The organism is Streptomyces fractus (assembly GCF_049844455.1).
GTDB classification, from domain to species: domain Bacteria; phylum Actinomycetota; class Actinomycetes; order Streptomycetales; family Streptomycetaceae; genus Streptomyces; species Streptomyces fractus.
In genome coordinates, this window is record NZ_JBMYHI010000002.1 from 1073703 (window position 1) to 1091574 (window position 17872).

At 71.3% G+C, this 17872-nt stretch carries 19 protein-coding genes; 6 read left to right on the top strand and 13 right to left on the bottom strand.

The window, feature by feature from the left end:
- Positions 1-18: 18 nt before the first annotated feature.
- From ACP4E5_RS06990 to ACP4E5_RS07010, 5 genes are all read left to right on the top strand, one after another.
- The gene (locus tag ACP4E5_RS06990) at positions 19-705 is read left to right on the top strand and encodes a DUF4232 domain-containing protein (protein WP_425825970.1); all 687 of its coding nucleotides are present in this window, start codon (positions 19-21) and stop codon (positions 703-705) included.
- Positions 706-756: 51 nt separating this feature from the next.
- Entirely contained in the window at positions 757-1281 is a 525-nt protein-coding gene (locus tag ACP4E5_RS06995) for a P-loop nucleotide/nucleoside kinase family protein (RefSeq protein WP_425825972.1), read from the top strand.
- 68 nt (positions 1282-1349) lie between these two features.
- A complete protein-coding gene (locus ACP4E5_RS07000; RefSeq protein ID WP_425841126.1) occupies positions 1350-1877 on the top strand; it encodes an NUDIX hydrolase family protein in 528 nt (175 codons plus the stop codon).
- 153 nt (positions 1878-2030) lie between these two features.
- Complete coding sequence (locus tag ACP4E5_RS07005) at positions 2031-3377, top strand: serine hydrolase domain-containing protein (protein ID WP_425825974.1); 1347 nt, start codon at positions 2031-2033, stop codon at positions 3375-3377.
- Between the two features lie 262 nt (positions 3378-3639).
- Positions 3640-3885 (top strand): hypothetical protein, encoded by a 246-nt coding sequence (locus tag ACP4E5_RS07010; protein WP_425825976.1) that lies wholly within the window; start codon positions 3640-3642, stop codon positions 3883-3885.
- A gap of 18 nt (positions 3886-3903) precedes the next feature.
- Here the strand turns inward: ACP4E5_RS07010 and ACP4E5_RS07015 are convergent, their stop codons facing one another.
- From ACP4E5_RS07015 to ACP4E5_RS07025, 3 genes are all read right to left on the bottom strand, one after another.
- Positions 3904-4884, bottom strand: coding sequence for an NADPH:quinone reductase (locus ACP4E5_RS07015; RefSeq protein ID WP_425841129.1), 981 nt, complete (start codon positions 4882-4884; stop codon positions 3904-3906).
- Between the two features lie 195 nt (positions 4885-5079).
- Positions 5080-5925, bottom strand: a complete 846-nt coding sequence (locus tag ACP4E5_RS07020; RefSeq protein WP_425825978.1) for a prephenate dehydratase — start codon at positions 5923-5925, stop codon at positions 5080-5082.
- Between the two features lie 120 nt (positions 5926-6045).
- On the bottom strand, positions 6046-6681 hold the full coding sequence (locus tag ACP4E5_RS07025) for a DUF1345 domain-containing protein (RefSeq protein ID WP_425825979.1): 636 nt from the start codon (positions 6679-6681) through the stop codon (positions 6046-6048).
- Positions 6682-6789: 108 nt separating this feature from the next.
- Here ACP4E5_RS07025 and ACP4E5_RS07030 point away from each other — a divergent pair, with 108 nt between their 5' ends.
- The gene (locus ACP4E5_RS07030) at positions 6790-9300 is read left to right on the top strand and encodes an ATP-dependent Clp protease ATP-binding subunit (RefSeq protein ID WP_425825981.1); all 2511 of its coding nucleotides are present in this window, start codon (positions 6790-6792) and stop codon (positions 9298-9300) included.
- A gap of 67 nt (positions 9301-9367) precedes the next feature.
- Here ACP4E5_RS07030 and ACP4E5_RS07035 read toward each other — a convergent pair whose 3' ends face one another.
- From ACP4E5_RS07035 to ACP4E5_RS07080, 10 genes are all read right to left on the bottom strand, one after another.
- Entirely contained in the window at positions 9368-9691 is a 324-nt protein-coding gene (locus ACP4E5_RS07035; RefSeq protein ID WP_425825983.1) for an NIPSNAP family protein, read from the bottom strand.
- Positions 9692-9739: 48 nt separating this feature from the next.
- Entirely contained in the window at positions 9740-10978 is a 1239-nt protein-coding gene (locus ACP4E5_RS07040; protein WP_425825985.1) for a cytochrome P450 family protein, read from the bottom strand.
- Entirely contained in the window at positions 10975-12219 is a 1245-nt protein-coding gene (locus ACP4E5_RS07045) for a cytochrome P450 family protein (protein ID WP_425825987.1), read from the bottom strand. The genes ACP4E5_RS07040 and ACP4E5_RS07045 overlap by 4 nt, the downstream gene beginning before the upstream one ends.
- Positions 12216-12863 carry a GTP-binding protein gene (locus ACP4E5_RS07050; RefSeq protein WP_425825989.1) on the bottom strand — a complete coding sequence of 216 codons (648 nt, stop codon included), beginning with the start codon at positions 12861-12863 and terminating at the stop codon, positions 12216-12218. Before ACP4E5_RS07050 ends, ACP4E5_RS07045 begins: the two co-directional genes overlap by 4 nt.
- Positions 12838-13197: a DUF742 domain-containing protein gene (locus ACP4E5_RS07055; protein ID WP_425825991.1), complete on the bottom strand. Its 360-nt coding sequence runs from the start codon at positions 13195-13197 to the stop codon at positions 12838-12840. The genes ACP4E5_RS07050 and ACP4E5_RS07055 overlap by 26 nt, the downstream gene beginning before the upstream one ends.
- Positions 13194-13625: a roadblock/LC7 domain-containing protein gene (locus ACP4E5_RS07060; RefSeq protein ID WP_425825993.1), complete on the bottom strand. Its 432-nt coding sequence runs from the start codon at positions 13623-13625 to the stop codon at positions 13194-13196. Before ACP4E5_RS07060 ends, ACP4E5_RS07055 begins: the two co-directional genes overlap by 4 nt.
- Positions 13618-15075 carry an ATP-binding protein gene (locus ACP4E5_RS07065; RefSeq protein ID WP_425825995.1) on the bottom strand — a complete coding sequence of 486 codons (1458 nt, stop codon included), beginning with the start codon at positions 15073-15075 and terminating at the stop codon, positions 13618-13620. Before ACP4E5_RS07065 ends, ACP4E5_RS07060 begins: the two co-directional genes overlap by 8 nt.
- Positions 15076-15388: 313 nt before the next feature.
- Entirely contained in the window at positions 15389-16420 is a 1032-nt protein-coding gene (locus ACP4E5_RS07070; protein ID WP_425825997.1) for an NADPH:quinone reductase, read from the bottom strand.
- A gap of 47 nt (positions 16421-16467) precedes the next feature.
- Positions 16468-16806 (bottom strand): GNAT family N-acetyltransferase, encoded by a 339-nt coding sequence (locus ACP4E5_RS07075; RefSeq protein ID WP_425825999.1) that lies wholly within the window; start codon positions 16804-16806, stop codon positions 16468-16470.
- A 40-nt stretch (positions 16807-16846) separates the two neighbouring features.
- Positions 16847-17836, bottom strand: coding sequence for a pirin family protein (locus ACP4E5_RS07080; protein WP_425826001.1), 990 nt, complete (start codon positions 17834-17836; stop codon positions 16847-16849).
- Positions 17837-17872: the final 36 nt, after the last annotated feature.

Genomic DNA, 17872 nt, shown 5'->3' on the forward strand with positions numbered 1-17872 from the left:
CACCCACGGGGAGTCACCATGAAGTACACCCGCATCTCCGCTTTCGCCGCGATCGGCGTCGCCGCCACCCTGTCGCTGACCGCGTGCGGCGGCGGTGACTCCGGTACGGACACTTCCTCCAAGGGCTCCTCGTCCTCGTCGAATTCGTCCGCGTCTTCGTCCACGTCTTCGTCCCCGTCCTCGGACAGTGGCTCGAAGTCGGAGGGCGGCTCGGAGGCCGGCGACGCGAAGGCGGGCTCCGGCAGCGACACCGAGGTCCAGGCCGACGCCGCGAACAGCGGGACGAAGTCCGGCGGCAAGACCACGTTCTGCAAGACGGAGGACCTGGCCATCGACGCGACGGACGCCGCGCCGGACAAGACCTCAGGCCGGATCAACATCACGATGGTCAACCGGGGTTCGACCACCTGCTCGGCGACGGGCTTCGCGGGCGTCGACATCAAGGACGCGGACAACACCTCCAGCCCCATCGAGCGCGGCCACGCCGAGCCGCGTGTCACCATCCTCAAGCCCGGCGACGCCGCGATCTTCGACCTCGCCTACGACATCGACAGCTCCGGTAAGAGCCTCGCGTCCCCGACCAACATCCTGGTGACGCCCCCGAACGAGACCCACAGCGTGACCCTTGACTGGCCCGCGGGCGCGGGAGACATCAAGGGCGCGTACACCGACGTTCAGGTCTACCCCACGCACACCACGAAGTAGAACCGTCGGGGCTGCGTGCAATCCCTCCACTCGTACGGCGATGCTTCGGGCATGACCAAGTTGTTCTTGACGGTCGGCCTGCCCGGGGCCGGCAAGACCACGCGGGCCCGGCAACTGGCCGGGGAACACGGGGCTCTTCGGCTGACGCCGGACGAGTGGATGATTCCGCTGTACGGCGACCCGGACGCGAACGGAAAGCGCGACGTGCTGGAAGGGCGCCTGCTGTGGGTCGCCCTGGAGGCACTGCGGGTCGGTACCGACGTCGTACTGGACTTCGGCTGCTGGACCCGTGACGAAAGATCCGCGATCCGCTGGCTCGTGACATCCGAGGGCGCGTCCTTCCATCTGGTGTACGTGCCGGTGGACCACGCCACCCAGCGCGCCCGCGTCGCCCACCGCCAGGCGACCACCCCGGACCAGACCTTTCCCATGAGCGAGGCGGAACTCCTGCGCTGGAGGTCGCTGTTCGAGGAACCCGACGCGGCGGAGCTCGGGGGCGAGCGGATCGACGGCCCGCCGCCCGGGTGGCCGGGGTGGCGGGAGTGGGCCGCGCACCGGTGGCCGTCACTCGGCTGATTCCCTCGGGCCGGGCCCAATTCGGCCACAGGACGCGGACGCTGAAATATGATCACGCCATGCCCGACATGACAGAGACAACGCCCGGGTGGCTGGCCTCCGATGAGCTGGAGCTGGTCCGTGCCCGCATGCCGATCCTCTACGTCGAAGCCGTGCCGGTGCGCGTCGCGGACAGCGGCGAGGTGACCAGCGTCGGCCTCCTACTCCGCATCGGCACCGACGGCAACGTCAGCCGCACCCTGGTCTCCGGCCGCGTACTGCACCACGAGCGCGTCCGCGACGCCCTCCTGCGCCACCTGGAGAAGGACCTCGGCCCGGTGGCGCTGCCCCGCGTACCGGCCTCCCTTCAGCCGTTCACCGTCGCCGAGTACTTCCCGACGCAGGGCGTCACGCCGTTCCACGACCCGCGCCAGCACGCGGTCTCGCTGGCCTACATCGTTCCGGTGGCCGGGGACTGCCAGCCCCGTCAGGACGCGCTCGACCTGGTCTGGTTCAGCCCCGAGGACGCGGTCTCGGCGGCCATGCAGAGCGAGATGCCCGGCGGCCACGGCGCCCTGCTCAAGCAGGCCCTCGCGCACGCGGGCCTCGGCCTCTGACCCCGCCGCGGCGGCCGGCCGGCTTCGTGAACGTGAACCGGTTCGGCTTCGGGCACCGGCCCGGCGCCCGCGCGCAGTTCCGAAATGCCGGGGCCGGTAGCACCATTGGCTGACCCAGTTGCGCCAACGAGCCCGCGCCCACGAGGAGACGTCATGTCACGAGCGGCCGCCGCACAGACCTGGATCACGGAGAATCTGGCCAAGCTGATCGCCGTGCACAAGGTGCCCGGCGCCCAGGTCGCCGTGCTGGTGGACGACGAGGTGGTGGACGCCGCCTCCGGTGTGGTGAGCAGGGCCACCGGGGTTCCCGTGACGCCGGACGCGGTCTTCCAGATCGGTTCGATCACCAAGGTCTGGACGGCGACCCTGATCCAGCAGCTCGCGAACGAGGGCCGGCTCGACCTCGACCGTCCCGTGCGGGAGTACCTGCCGGAGTTCACCCTGGCCGACGAGCACGCCGCCGCCACCGTCACCGTCCGCCAACTGCTATGCCACACCTCGGGCGTCGAGGGCGACCGGTTCACCGACACGGGCGCGAACGACGACGCGGTCGAACGCTACCTGCCCACCCTCGCGGACGCCGAGCAGCTGTACCCGCCGGGCGAGCAGTTCTCGTACTGCAACAGCGGCTACGTCGTCCTCGGCCGCCTCGTCGAGGTGCTGCGCGGGCAGACCTTCAACGCGGCGCTGCGCGAGCGCCTGGTCACGCCGCTGGGCCTCCCCCACGTGGCGACCCATGTCGATGAGGCCATCCTGGAGCTGCCGGCCATCGGCCACCTCGGCCCCGACCCTCAGCCCGCGCCGGTCTACGGGCTGCCGCCGTCCACCGCCCCGGCCGGCGCGTCACTGGCGATGCCGGCGCGGAGCCTGCTCGAATTCGTCCAACTTCACCTCCACGACCGCGTGTTCGACGTGATGCGCGAGACGCAGGTGACCGTGCCGCCCTTGGGAGCACTGGGTGACCGCTGGGGGCTCGGATGGATGCTCTTCGACCAGCCCGAGCACTCCATGATCGGCCACGACGGCGGCACGATCGGCCAGTACGCGTTCCTGCGGGTCGTGCCGGAGACGGGCGTCGCGGTCGCCGTGCTCACCAACGGCGGCGACGCCGCGGCACTCTTCCAGGACGTCGGCACGCACCTCTTGGGCGAACTCGCCGGCGTACGACTCGCGGCCCTGCCCCGGGTCCCCGAGGAGCCGGTGCCGGTCGACGCGCACCGCGCCACCGGCACGTACCGCTCCACGATGCTCGACTTCGACCTGACCGTCCACGACGACGGCACCACGTGGCTGACCACGACGCCGCGCACCAGCGAGGCACGCGTACTGCTCGGCACGGACAGCATCACCCAGCAACTGGTGGGGCTCGGCCCCGACCGACTGATCACCGTCGAGGAACGCGCGGGCCGGCACGAGGTGTTCGTCCTGGTCGGCAAGGACGCGAACGGCCGGTCGCAGTACCTCCACAACAGCCGCGCGGCGGCCCGCTTCCCGGGCTGACCGGCAGCCTGTCACTGTGCTCAGCTGGTGAAGTACTCGGATCGGTCGAGGTCCTCCAGCAGTCCCGGGCACCGCGCACAGCCGCGAGCCGGAACACGCGAGCGGCATCCGTGGGGCCGCCTCCACAGCCCCGACGCGGTCACGATGGACGACATCGCGGCAGCGGGCCGGTCGACAAGGGCACGCTCTGAATCCCTGGCGCAAGGAGCTGTACCGCGCCGGATCCCCAATCGGCCCCGATGTACCGGCAGCCGACCGGGTCGTGTCGATCCTGGAGCAACTGCTGAACTTCAAGCTGGAGAACCCGGGCCTGCTCGCGGCGCGCGAGACGAACGGCGCGGAATACACGGCTCACCTGCTCCTCGCGGAACTCCACGTCGAACTCATCGCCACGCTCAAGGACTCCGGATGCTCCGAGGCCGACATCAGGTACGCGATCGTGAGCACCGCTCCCTCGGTCAGCGCCGCGTCCACCTGCGTGACCTTTCGGCAGCGGATCGTTGCTTGAACGTCCCGGGGGAAGGCGTCAGCCGGGGATCGTGAGGAGGACGCGTCCGGGGCCGCCGGCGTCGGTGCGGTCGTGGGCCTCGGCGATGTCGGCGAGTGGGTAGCGGTCACCGACATTGACGGTCAGCGCGCCGACAGCGGCGGCGGAGGTCAGGTCCCGAACGGCTTGGCGTTTGGCGTCGGCGGGGAAGTCGTCGCTGCCCATCAGGCGCAGGGTGACGTTGTTGAACAGGAGGGTCCAGAAGGGGATTTCGGTGCGGTCGGCGCGGGTGGCGTACGCGGCGATGGTCGCCCCGTTCGCGGCGACGGCATCGTCCAGGTCGGCGTTGTCGGACAGGGACACCTCGATGATCCGCTCCACGCCACCCGGGACGTGGGCGCGGATCTCCGCGGCCGGATCGGTGGCGTCCAGGGCGACGGCGTGCGAGACGGCCGCCGGGTCGACGCGGTCCAGATCGGCGGCGCGGCGGACGGTGCCGATGACTGTGGCGCCGCCCCAGGCGGCGAGCTGCGCGGCCAGCGAGCCGACCCCGCCGAGGACGCCGTTGACCAGGACGACCTTCCCGTCGACGGGGCCGTCGGCGAAGACGGTGCGGTGCGCGGTGACACCGGGGATACCCAGGCTCGCGCCGAGCTCGTCGGGGAGGTGGTCGGGGAGCGGGACCGCCAGCTCGGTGGGCACGACGGTGTACTGGGCGGCGGTGCCGAAGGCCCGGTAGGACTGGGCGCCATATACCCACACACGTTGGCCCGTGCGGCACGCGTCGACGCCGTCGCCGACCGCGTCGATGACGCCGGCGGCGTCGCTGTGCGGGATCACCCGCGGATAAGCCATGCCGGATCCGGTCCAGCCGCGCCGCTTCTTGGTGTCGCCGGGGTTGATGCCGGAGACACTGACGCGGACCCGGACCTCTCCGGGCCCGGGGGCGGGGTCGGGCAGCTCGCCGACCTGCAGCACCTCGGTGGCCGGGCCTTGTGCGTCGTACCAGGAAGCAAGCACGGGAGCGCCTTTCATCGGCTATGGGTCCACGGATGTGACGAGCATGGAGGGGCGTCCGTGCCAGTCTGGTCGTCGTTCGTGGTCACGGCAGTGCCGCCGGCCCCTCATGATCCACGACCAGGGGCGTTCCACCGCCACTGCCCGGCCCGACACGCGGCCGAGCAGTACCCCGCCCGTGCCGCGGCGCCCCGCTCCTCACACGCTCCGCTCCCCCAGCCGGTGCGGATGGGCCGGGTAGACGCCGAGTACGCGGACCTCGGAAGAGAAGAAGCGCAGCTCCTGGAGGGCGAGTGCGACACGTGGTTCGTCGGGGTGGCCCTCGATCTCGACGTAGAAGCAGCTCGGGTTGAGGCCCGCGCCCATCTGGTAGCTCTCGATCTTGGTGAGGTTCACCGCGCTGCTGGCGAACCCGCCGAGCGCCTTGTACAGGGCGCTCGGGATGTTCCGTACGGCGAAGAACAGGCTCGTCATGGTCGGGCCGCCGGACACCGGCGCGAAATCGGCGTCGCGGGACAGGACGACGAACCGCGTGGTGTTGTCCGGGTCGTCCTCGACGCCCGCCTGGAGGACCTCCAGACCATAGTGCCCGGCGGCGGCCGGTGGAGCGAGCGCCGCGTGCCGAGGGTCACCCAGTTCCGCCACCTCACGGGCGGCCCCGGCGGTGTCGTCACTGACCCGCGTGCGCCAGCCGCCCGCACGCAGGACCTTCCGGCACTGCCCCAGGGCGTGCACATGGCTGCGGACGCACTCCACCTGACCGAGCGACGCCCCCGGCACGCCCATGAGGTCGAAGCGGATGGCGAGGAAGTACTCGCCGACCACGAACAGGCCCGATTCCGGAAGCAGATGGTGCACATCGGCGACGCGGCCCGCCGTGGAATTGTCCACCGGAATCACCGCCAGGTCCGCGGTACCCAACGTCACCGCGTCCAACGCCTGCTCGAAACCGACGCAGGGAAGCTCCGTGCACCCCGGGAACAACCTCTGGGCGACAGTTGCCGAGTTGGAGGCGTGCTCGCCTTGGTACGCGATGCGGGTCACAGGATTTCACCTTCAGTGCGGAGACCGTCGCCGGTGCGGCGGAGATTCAGGACGATATCCGCCGCCGGCGGTCCATCGCACACTGCCCTCCTCCTGTTCCGCGGCGGCCTTCTGGCGAATTCAGCCCGTGACCATGCCCGCGACCAGGTTGATGACCGTCGCCAGGAGGCTCGTGCCGAAGAGGTAGGAGAGGAGTGAGTGGCGCAGCACGACCGAGCGGATCAGGGAGCTGGAGACGTTGGTGTCGGAGACCTGGTACGTCATGCCGAGGTTGTAGCTGAAGTAGAAGAAGTCCCGGTACGCCGGTGGGTCGTCGGAGTTGAAGTCGATTCCGCCCGCGGAGTCCTGGTAGTAGAGGTAGGCGTAGCGCGCGGCGTACATCAGGTGCAGGGCCGCCCACGCCATGAACACGCCGCCCAGTGCGATCGCCGCCCCGGCGTGCCGGGCCCCGGAGCCGTCGAGGAGCAGAAGCACGACGATGGCTCCCAGCCCGCACAGGGCCGTGCCGACCACCGCGAACTCCTCCGTGACGGGGGCGAAGTCCTCGCGGCGTGCCTCGCGGCGGGTGTCGGCCGCGTCCATCGGCCACAGCACAGACCAGCCCGTGACGACGAAGACGAGTTCCGTGGCGGCGATGCCCGTGAGGATGCCCAGGGGCACACCGGCCGGGATGCCGACGGCCACGGCGGCCACCAGCCCCACCCCCAGGGAGACGGCCAGGCGAGGAACCGCGGACGACGGCAACCAGGCGCTCATGGCTCGTCACACTAGTCCGCCCGGTGCCGCGTCGCTCATGGGGTCGGGTTGCGACGCGCCAACAGCAGCGGTTGGCTTGTTCGAGCCCATCGCGCACCTGGAGTCACCATGTCGATGTCGCCGTTCGGGTTCGGTCCCTCGGACCCTTTCAGTGAAATGTTCAATCGGTTCTTCGGCACGTCGCCCGCCACCTCGCCACCGGCCGTGCAGCGCGTGCCCATCGGCCGGCTGCTCACCGAGTCGTCGCAGGAACTGCTCAATCTGGCCGCGCGGAAGGCCCATGAAGACGGCACCTCCGACCTGGACACCGACCATCTGCTGTGGGCGGCGACGCAGGTCGAGCCGTCCCGCCGGGTGCTGGCGCAGGCAGGTGTCGATCCCGACCGGCTCGCCGAGGAGATCGCCAGGATTCTGCCGCGGGAGGCCGGGCAGCCCTCCGCCGAGCCGGGGCTCACACCGGCGGCCAAGCGCTCGCTGGCTGCCGCCCACGCGCAGTCCCAGGCGACAGGTGTCTCCTACATCGGGCCCGAGCACATTCTCGGCGCCCTGGTCTCCGACCCGTCGACGGGCGCCGCGCGCCTGCTGAGCGCGAGCGGGCTCGATCCGAGCCGGCTGACGAACGCCGCGGAGCAGGCCTCCCGGGCGGACAGCGGCGGCAGCGGCGGCAGCGGAACGGCAGGGCCGTCGACGACCCTCGACGAGTTCGGCCGCGACCTCACCGAGGAGGCGAAGGCGGGCAGGCTCGACCCGGTCGTCGGCCGCGCCGAGGAGATCGAGCAGACCGTCGAGATCCTCTCCCGGCGCTCCAAGAACAATCCCGTGCTGATCGGCGAGCCCGGCGTGGGCAAGACCGCCATCGTCGAGGGCCTCGCGCAGCGCATCGTCGCGGGCGAGGTCCCCGACACGCTCAAGGACAAGCGGGTCGTCGCCCTCGACCTGTCCGCCATGGTCGCGGGGGCGCAGTACCGCGGCCAGTTCGAGGAACGTCTCAAGAAGGTCATCGAGGACGTCCAGAACGCGGGCGGCGACATCATCTTGTTCATCGACGAGCTGCACACCGTCGTCGGCGCGGGCGCCACCGGCGAGGGCTCCATGGACGCCGGCAACATGCTCAAACCGGCCCTGGCGCGCGGCGAGTTGCACGTCGTCGGCGCCACCACGATCGACGAGTACCGCAAGCACATCGAGAAGGACGCCGCGCTGGAGCGCCGCTTCCAGCCCGTACTGATCCCGGAGCCGACGGTCGAGGAGACCGTGCAGATCCTGGAGGGGCTGCGGGACGCGTACGAGGCGCACCATCAAGTACGGTTCGCCGACGGCGCGTTGACCGCCGCCGCTGAGTTGTCGGACCGCTACATCAGCGACCGGTTCCTGCCCGACAAGGCCATCGACCTCATGGACCAGGCCGGGGCGCGGGTCCGGCTGCGCACCGCGAGCCGCTCCACCGAGGTCGTCGAGCGCGAGGACCGCATCACGAAACTGCGCCGCGAGCTCGACGAGGCGGTGTCCGGTGAGGACTTCGACAAGGCGTCCGAGCTGAAGAAGCGGATCGCCGAGGTCGAAGGGGAGCTGGGCGGGATCGAGGAGCGCCGTGAGGGCGTGGTGTCCGTGACGGCGGGCGACATCGCCGACATCGTCTCCCGCCGCACCGGCATCCCGGTCGCCCAGCTGACGGCCGGCGAGAAGGAGCGCCTGCTGAGGCTCGAGGAGGAGATGCACGCCCGCATCGTCGGGCAGGACGAGGCGGTGACCGCGGTCTCCGAGGCCGTGCGCCGCAACCGCGCGGGCATGGGTGACCCGAACCGGCCCGTCGGCTCCTTCCTCTTCCTCGGCCCGACCGGCGTCGGCAAGACCGAACTCGCCAAGACGCTCGCGGAGTTGCTGTTCGGCGCCGAGAGCCGCATGGTCCGCTTCGACATGAGCGAGTTCCAGGAGAAGCACACCGTCGCCCGCCTGGTCGGCGCGCCTCCCGGTTACGTCGGCTACGACGAGGCCGGGCAGCTCACCGAGAAGGTCCGCCGCCAGCCCTACAGCGTCGTCCTGTTCGACGAGGTCGAGAAGGCGCACCCCGACATCTTCAACACGCTGCTTCAGATCCTCGACGACGGCCGACTCACCGACTCGCAGGGCCGCACCGTCGACTTCCGGCACTGCGTGGTCATCATGACGTCCAACATCGGCGCCCACCGCATCCTCGCCCACCAGGGCGACGCCGCCGAGCTCAAGGACGAGCTGATGCAGGAGCTGCGGGGCCGGTTCCTGCCGGAGTTCCTCAACCGCATTGACGACATCATCGTCTTCCACAGCCTCACCGAGAACGACCTCGGACGGATCGTCGACCACCTGCTGGAGCAGAGCGAGCGCCGGGTGCGTGCGCAGGGGCTCCAGCTGGAGGTCACCGAGGCGGCCAAGAAGCTGCTCATCGCGCACGGCCACCAGCCGGAGTTCGGTGCGCGGCCGCTGCGCCGCACGATCCAGACCGAGCTGGACAACCGCATCGCGTCGCTGCTGCTCGGCGGCGAGGCCGATCCGGGTGACACGATCGTCGCCGACGTGCGGAACGACACCCTGCACTGCACGATCCGGACGGACTCCTCCGACGAGGGATCAGACCAGTGAACGCTTCCCAGGAGCGGGCCGTCCTGCGACCACAGCACGCAGAGCGACCAGCCCATCATGAAACACCTCAAGGTGACGGTGACACCTTCGGCAGGAGGGGCCTCATGAACGTGCGGTCGTAGCGGAGCACGCAGCCGCTCTCGTCCCTGATGCGGTCCGCCTCGACGAACTCCGGGTCCCGGCCGAACAGGGACCGGTACTCCTCGTACGCGGCGAGGCTGGGAAAGCTGAACAGGGCGAGCGCCTTGTCGCTGGCGCCCTCCGCCGGCAGGAAGTATCCGTGGTGCGTGCCTCCGTGCTGATCGACCAGTTCCATCCAGCGTCGCCCGAACCGCTCGAACGCCTCGGTCTCCGCGGGATCGATGACGTACTCCACCACACAGGTAATCATCGGGGCAGGCTAACCGGCGCGGGCGGCCCGCGCCGGGAGCGGTGCGGCTCAGTCGTGGAGTCGCACCGGGATCCGCTGCCAGCCGTACGCGATGAATGACGGGACCTGGCGCAGTTCCTCGGGTCCGACGGCGAGGCGCAGGTCCGGGTAGCGGTCGAAGAGGGCGGGCAGCGCGGTGCGCGCCTCCAGGCGGGCGAGCGGGGCGCCGATACAGCGGTGGACGCCGATGCCGAAGGACATGTGGTCGTCGGCGGCGTGGGTCGCGTCGAACTCCGAGGCCGTGGGCCCGTAGTGCTCGGGGTCGTAGCCCGAGGCGGCGTACGTGGTGAGGATGGCGTCGCCCGCCGGGATCGTCACCCCGTCGACGGTCACGTCGGTGACCGCAAAGCGCAGCGGCAGGCTGGCGATGGAGGGGTGCACGCGTAGTGTCTCGTCGATGACGGCGTCCCAGGCGATCTCGCCCGAGCGGACGGCGGCGAGCTGTTCGGGGTGGGTGAGCAGGGCGACGACCGCGTTGCCGATCAGGTTGACGGTCGTCTCGAAGCCGGCGCCGATGACCAGGAGCAGCGTGTAGAGCAGCTCCTCGTCGCTGAGTCGGTCGCCGTCCTCCGCGCGGACCCGCAGCAGCTCGGTCGTCATGTCGTCGCCGGGGTGCTCGGTGCGGTACGCGATGATCGCCGGCAGTACGGCGGCGATCTGCTCCTGCACGAACGCGCCGTGCTCGGGGCTCGGGTCGGAGGTGTCCATGATGGCCGCGACGAGTCGCTCGACCGGGCCGAGCAAGTGGTCGGGGACGCCGAAGAGTTCACAGATCAGCTGCATCGGCAGCTGGTTGGCGTACAGGGGGCGCAGGTCGACGACCTCGTCGGGCGCCGCCGCGTCGAGGGCCTTGAGGAGTTCCTCGGTGATGTGCTCGACGCGGGGGCGCATCAGCTCGGTGCGGCGGGCGGTGAAGCTGGGCGCGACGAGCTTGCGGAGCCGCGTGTGGTCAGGGCCGTAGGTGGAGAGCATGTTGACCACGCCGACCCAGCCGAGCACCCAGCCCCACTCGGGGTGTTCGCCGACCTCGGGCCACAGCGACCAGTGCTTGCGCGGGTCCTTGCTCACCTGCGGGTCGAGGATCAGCGACTTGAGGGTGTCGTAGCGGGTCGGCGCCCAGGCCGGGATGCCGCCGGGCAGTTCGACGGGGACCACGGATCCCGCCTCGCGCAGTCTGGCGGCCTCGGCCGGCAGATCGGCGCCGAACGGGTCGATGGCGATACGGGACGAAGACGCGGTCTCGGTCACTCGGCTGCTCCTGACTGGGATGCGGTACGGGGCACGAAGCGGACGGGAAGTTCCGTCAGGGAGCGGTGGAACGGCCCGGTGCGCCAGGCCAGTTGCTCGCGCGGGGTGAGCGGTTCCAGGTCGGGGAGCCACTGGGTGAGGCGTTCGATGGCCTCGGTGGCGATGAGCAGGGTGTGCTGTTTGACGGGGCACGCGTGCTCTCCGGCCGACCAGGACAGGTGCGAGGCGTCCTGCGGGTGGCGGGAGGCCGTGGACCGCGTGGCCACGTCCTCCGCGGTGAGTCCGAGGGCGCCGTAGGAGATGACGACGGGGACGGCGGCGCGCACCCACACACCGTGGAACGTGCGGGGCTCGCGGGCGAAGTGGATGCCGTAGTTGGCGAGCGGGGTCTCGTGCCGCAGGACCTCGACGACGGCGTCCGTGACCGGCCGGGAGCCGCTGGTCAGCGTCGAGTAGTACGCCGGGTTGCCGAGGATCCGCGACAGGGCGTTGGAGACGAGGTTGGCGGTGGGTTCGTGGCCCGCGCCGAGCATGAGGAAGACCTGCCAGGTGACCTCTTCGGGGGTGAGGTCGAGGGGGTGGTCGAGCAGCCAGCTGGTGAGGTCGTGGCCGCGCTCCGCGCTCTTGGCGGCGACGAGGTCCAGGATGTAGCGGCCGAACTCCTCCTCGCCGCGCGCCGCTTGGTCGCCGCCGTCCATGACGCGCGCGATCGCGTCCTGGAGCCGGTCGCTCTCACTGTCCGGCAGTCCGAAGAGGTTGTTGAAGACCAGTGACATCAGCGGGCGGGCGAACTCGCTCACCAGGTCGGCCCGCCCCCGGGACGCCATCCGGGCGGCCAGTACGTCCACGGCGTGGTGCACCCGCTCGCGCAGGTCGTGCGGCTCCACGAGGTCGAAGGCGTCGGAGAGTGCGCGCCGGTAGCGCACGTGCAACTCACCGTCGTTGAAAAGGGCGTTGGGCCGCCACCGCATCATGCCGAGGATCGGCGCGTCCCCGTCGACGCTCTCCTCCCACGGCCGCGGGTCGTGCGACCATGCCTCGGCGTCGTGGAGCAGGTCGAGGGCGGCGCGCCGGTCGGTGACGACGTACGCGGGTACGCCGGGGGCGAGTTCGGCGTGGCCGACCGGGCCCTGGGCGCGCAGGGCCGCGTAGTAGCTGTGCGGGTCGGCGGCGAAGCCGTCCTCCCACAGGCGGACCGGCGCGGACAGGTGGAAGTCCTCGGCCTGTGCGGGATACGTCATCGGGGCTCCGGGACGGTGCGGTCGATCAAGTGCTGCACGAGGGCGAGCAGCGCGTCGACGGAGGAGTGGGTGTCGCGGGCGTCGCAGATCACCATCGGGGTGTCCGGGTCCAGGTCGAGGGAGCGCCGCAGCTGCTCCTCGGTGTAACTGCGGGAGTCCGGGAAGGTGTTGAGGGCGACGGCGTAGGGCAGCCCCGACTCCTCGACGAGGCCGAGGGCGTCGAAGGAGTCGTCGATCCTGCGGGTGTCGACCAGGACGAGCGCGCCGAGGGCGCCGTACGCGATGTCGTCCCACAGCGCGCGGAAGCGCTCCTGCCCCGGGGTGCCGAACAGGTAGAGCACAGCCCGGCCCTTGAGGCTGATCCGCCCGAAGTCGATGGCGACGGTCGTGGTCTTCTTCTCCCGCACGCCCGCGAGGTCGTCGACCGCCACGGACGCCTCCGTGAGCTGTTCCTCGGTGTGCAGCGGGCGGATCTCGGAGACGGAGTCGATCAGGGTGGTCTTGCCCACCCCGAAGGGCCCTGTCACCAGGATCTTCACCAACTCCCGTGCGGTGTCCGGGAGATGAACGGATCTCTTGCCGTCCGCGGGCGCGGTGGTGGCGGGTGACGGCGCGGACTTAGCGCTTGAGGGCGCGGAGGCCATCGGCGACTCTCTTCAACAGATCGGGATCGGGCTGCGCGGCGGGCGGGACCGGCGGGCGGGCACCCACGAGCCCCTGGTCGATCAGTGCGGCGGCGAGCACCCGGACGGCGGAGACCGGAAGTTCGAGCAAGGCGGCGGACTCGACCACCGTGAGCGAGCCGCCGTCCAGGGTGCGCAGCAGGGCGTGCTGCGCGGCGGGCAGCCCGGCGGGCCAGGGCGCGCCGACGCCGGTCAGCACGGAGAGGCGCTCCAGGCTGTTGCGGCTGGGCCGCGCGACCCCGCCGGTGGCGAGGTACGCGGGGACCAGCGGCCGGCCGCTCCGGCGGCCCGTCATGCCTCAGCGGCCTCGGCGCCGCCGTCGGCTCCGCGGGGCGCGGCCGCCATGGCCTTCTCGCCGAGCCTGGCCACCTGCGAGTGGACGCGGTGGCCGAGCAGGTCGAGCCGGACCTCGGGGTCGCCGAAGGCGGCCACACACGTGCCGTGCGCGGTGGGCGCGACGAGGATGTAGCCGTGGTCGGACTCGATGACCACCTGGCGTACGTCCGCGGACTCCTGGTCGGCGAAGGCGGCCGCCGCGGTGCGGCAGGCGCCCTGCACCGTGCTGGTGATGGCAGCGACGCGCTCCGCGGACGCCTGCGTCAACGCCTCGGTGTATCCGGAGACCAGGCCGTCCCGGGTGAGCAGGACGGCAGCCTGGACGTGCGGGATCTCCAGGATCGGATCGAGGACCCAAGCGCTGTCGCCGAGGTCGCGGCTACTCATCGGGGGTGTTCCCTTCACTGGTGTCGGCACTGGTGCCGGGGCGGTCGCCCGCGGTGTCGTGCGGTTGCTGTGCGGTGCCGCGCGCCGCGGCGGTGGCCGCCTGGAGGGCGCCGAGCGCGGCGGCCTGCTCCTCGGGGGTGCGGTGCGCGGCGGACCGCGGCGCCGGGCGCGCGTCGGACTGCGTGTCGGCCTGTGCTTCGGACCGTGCGTCGCCGCGGACCCGGCGGCGGCGCCGGGGCAGTTCGTCGCCTTCGGTGAGCGGGGTGTCGGGCCGGGTGGGTGTCACCACGGGGGCCTCGTCCGCCGCGAGGGTGTGGGTGGTGTCGCGGGTGGTGTCACGCGTGGACCGGGGGGCCGCGGCGGCGGGCCTGCGCTCCTCGGGGGCGATCCTGCACAGGAGGTGGTCCCGGACGAGCAGGACCGCGCGGACGCCGCCGTACGGGGAGGGCGACGACAGGTCGACGGACAGGTCGAACTGCCGGGTCAGCTGGCCGATGGCTGCGAGTCCCATGCGCGGCGGGTCGCCCAGCTCCGACAGGAGGATGGGCTCCTCCCCCGCCACCATCCGCTGGGCATGGGCCCGTTCGTCGGAGCTCATCCCGACACCGGCGTCGTCGATCGTCACGCTGACGCCGTGGTGGACGCGTTCGAGGTGGACGTCCACGGAGGTGTCGGGCGAGGAGTGGCGCAGGGCGTTGTCGAGCAGTTCGGCCACGATGATGGCGACCGGCTCGACGGCGTGCGAGATGAGCCCTGTGCCGTCCTCGAGGTGGTTGTGGACCTCCACCCGCTCGTATCCGGCGAGCCGTGACTGGCCGCCGGTGACGGCCTCCACCAGGTGCGACTCGCCGCGGGCGAGCCCGACCCAGGCCCCGCAGACCACGGCGGCGACTTGCGCGCGGCGCAGCGACTGCTCGTTCTCGTGGTCGAGCGCGAACAGCGTCTGCGCCAACTCCGGGTCGTCGTAGCGCTCCTGGAGTCCGCGTAGGACGTCCTGGAGCCGGTACAGGCCCGCCTGGATCTCGCGTGTCGCGCCGCGCATCCCGGCGCGGGCGGCGGCGTCGACCCGCTTGCACTCCTGGCCGATGGCGGTGCGCAGTGCGTCGAGTACGGCGTCGAGCCCCTCGGCCAGGTCCTTGCCGCCGAGTTCGGGCTGGAGGGGGCCGGGCACCTGGTAGTGCGGGTGGGCGGCGTGGGTGGCCGCGGCCGGCATGCGCTTGCCGGACAGGTGAGTGACCTCGGTGGTGAACGCCGCGGTGAGGTCGTCGAGTTCCTCGCGGGCGGCCTCCAGCTCCTCACGCGCGGCTTCGAGCCGGGAGCGGAGCGAATCGGTCTCTTCGCGCTGCCTGACGCTTCGTTGACGGGCCGTCAGCAGCCCGCCGCCGAGCACGAACGCCGACACGGTCCCGGCGGCCAGGACTCCTGCGGCCAGCTCGGGTATCTCAATCATGGATGCGGACCTCGAGGGGAACAGGGCGTGGGGGGGCCGGCTGCGAGGAGGGACGAGAGAAGGGACGGCTGGGGCAAGGAGGGAAGGCACGGAAGCCCGCCTGCCGCTTGCGACCTTACCTCCCACCACACGTTCGAGTGAAGCCGTCCAGGATCTTGAATCGCTTCGCCCTGCGGGCCACTTGGCGGCGCGTCAGCCCTCGGCGGGACATCGGCGCCGAGGGCTTGACAACCAACTCGGGTGCGCCTGGGGCACAGATGATACGCGCCCCGCTCTGACCGCACGTCGCCCCGACGGGCCGCGGACGCCGCTCCTACTCGCTCGCCCTGACGTCGATGAGGACCTTCCCCACGGCGCCGCCCTCGACGGCCTCGTGTGCCTTCGCCGTCTGGTCCAACGGGAAGCGGGCCAACGGCAGACCGGCGTCCGCGCCCGCTCGCAGCGCGCCGGCCGCGACGGCCTCGGAGACGGCGCGCACGCCCTCGCGCATCGATTCGGCCGGCACGGTGTAGAGGGACAGGCCGTGCCAGTCCAGGTTCCGGCCGAAGGTCGCGCGGAGCGGCAGCCGCAGTTCGTCGCCGCCGTTGTTGGCGTAGAAGGCGATCGTGGCGTTGTTCCTGGTGACCGCCAGGTTCAGCTCGGCGTTGACCGCGGGGGCGACCTCGGCGACGAGGTCCACGCCGTCGGGCGCCAGCTCGAGGATGGCCTTGGCGGCGTCCTGCGTACGGTAGTTGACGATGTGATGGGCGCCGGCCGCCTTCGCCAGGTCGGCCTTCTCCGGGGAGCTGACGGTCGTGATGACCGTCGCCCCGGCCCAGCGGGCCAGTTGGATCGCCGCATTGCCGACCGCGCCCGCGCCCCCGGCGATCAGCACGGTCCACCCGGCGAGTGCGCCGGGTGACAGCCGGTTCGGCCCGTCGGCCGCGAGCGTGAGCGCACGGTGGGCGGTGAGCGCCGGCACGCCCAGCGCCGCGCCCAGGTCGTAGCCGGCGTCCTCCGGGAGCGGCACGGCGCGGTCGGCCGGGATCGTCAGGTACTCCTGGGCCGTGCCGCCGTCCGGGCGCCCGGACGCGGACAGATAGAGCCACACCCGCTCGCCGGTCCGGGCGGGGTCGACTCCCTCGCCGACCGCGTCGATCCGGCCCGCACCGTCCTGGTTGGGCACCTGACTCTCGCCGTCCCCGAGGTGACCCGAGACCCCTGCCCGGACCTTCCAGTCGGTGGGGTTGACCCCGGAGACATGTACCTCGACCCGGACTTCGCCGGGACCCGGATCAGGGACGGGGCGCTCCTCCAGCCTCAGTACCTCGGAGTCGCCGTTGCTGCTGTACACGATGGCCTTCATGCCATGGCCAATCACGACTGAGCTCGCCGTATTCCCAGGGGCCCTGTTCAGCCCAGCCGGCCCCGCAGCCAGTCCCTGATCTCCGGGGTCACCGGGTCGACGACGTCGGCCGTCTCCTGCTCGCGCTTCTTGAGGTACTTGGCCCAGTAGGGGCAGACGGGGACGACCCGCTTGCCGCCTGCGCGGACGTCGGCGAGCGCCTCGGCGACCAGGGTCGAGGCAAGGCCCTGCCCGGCGAAGCGGTCATCGACCTCGGTGTGGAAGAAGACCCGCTGGTCGCCGCGGTCGCGGTACTCGGTGAGACCGGCCGCTTCCCCGTCGACGGTGATGACGTAGCGCTGCTCGTCGGGACGGTGTTCCACGAGCGGAGTGGTGGCAGATGTCATGGCGCTTCTCTCCTTGTGCGTTGGTGTGTTCGCTGGCGGGTCAGCGGGGCGTGCGGTTGCCGCGTGCCTTGAGGGTCGTATTGGGCAGTTCGGGGGCGGGCAGCCGGTCGCCGGGGTAGCCGGTGACGGTGCCGAAGCGTTCGGCGGCGGCTTCCCATTCCGCGCGGGCGGCGACGATGTCCTCGTGGCTGCGGCCGATGAAGTTCCACCACATCACGATCTCCTCGCCGAACGGTGTACCGCCGAGCAGCAGGAGCCGCGCGGGCCCGCTCGCGTCGTTCGTGAGGGTGATGGTGTCACCGCCCGGGTCCAGGTAGCCCAACTCTCCGTGCGGCACAGGAGTCCCGTCGACCAGTACAGCTCCTTCGTCGACCAGGACGCCGTGTTCGAAGGCCGGGTCCACCGCGAGGGTGGTGTCCGCGCCCGGTTCGAGCACGATCTCGGCGCCGAGCAGCGGGCTGTAGGTGGGGACCGGGGAGGCGGCTCCCGCGAGTGTGCCGAGGAAGACGCGGACCTCGGCTCCGTCCAGGGGGACGGTGTCCGGGGCGTGGTGCCGGAACGCCGGAGCGACGTCGCGGTGCTCGTCCGGGAGCGCGATCCACAGCTGGATGCCGCGCAGGACCGTGGTGTCCGGCGTGGAGACCTCGGAGTGGCTGATGCCTCGCCCGGAGGTCATCAGGTTCAGCTCCCCGGGCCGCACCATGGCGTGGGTGCCCAGGCTGTCGCGGTGCTCGATCTCCCCGTCGAACAGCCAACTCGCCGTCTGGAGACCGGTGTGCGGGTGCGGCGCGACGTCCATCCCGCCGGAGGCGGCGACGGCGTCGGGCCCGTAGTGGTCGACGAAGCACCACGCGCCGATGAGGCTCCGCTCCCGCTGCGGAAGCGTGCGCCGCACGGTCATCGCCCGCGGCCCACCGAGAGGTACCTCACGGGCCGACAGCACCTCCACCCGCTTGTCACCCATGATGTTCTGATGTGGTGTCACGGTCATCCGGCGCGTCTCGGCCGGCGCCTGCTCGTCTGCGGCCATGGTGCTCTGCCCCCTTTATGGATCTTCCCCGTGGCA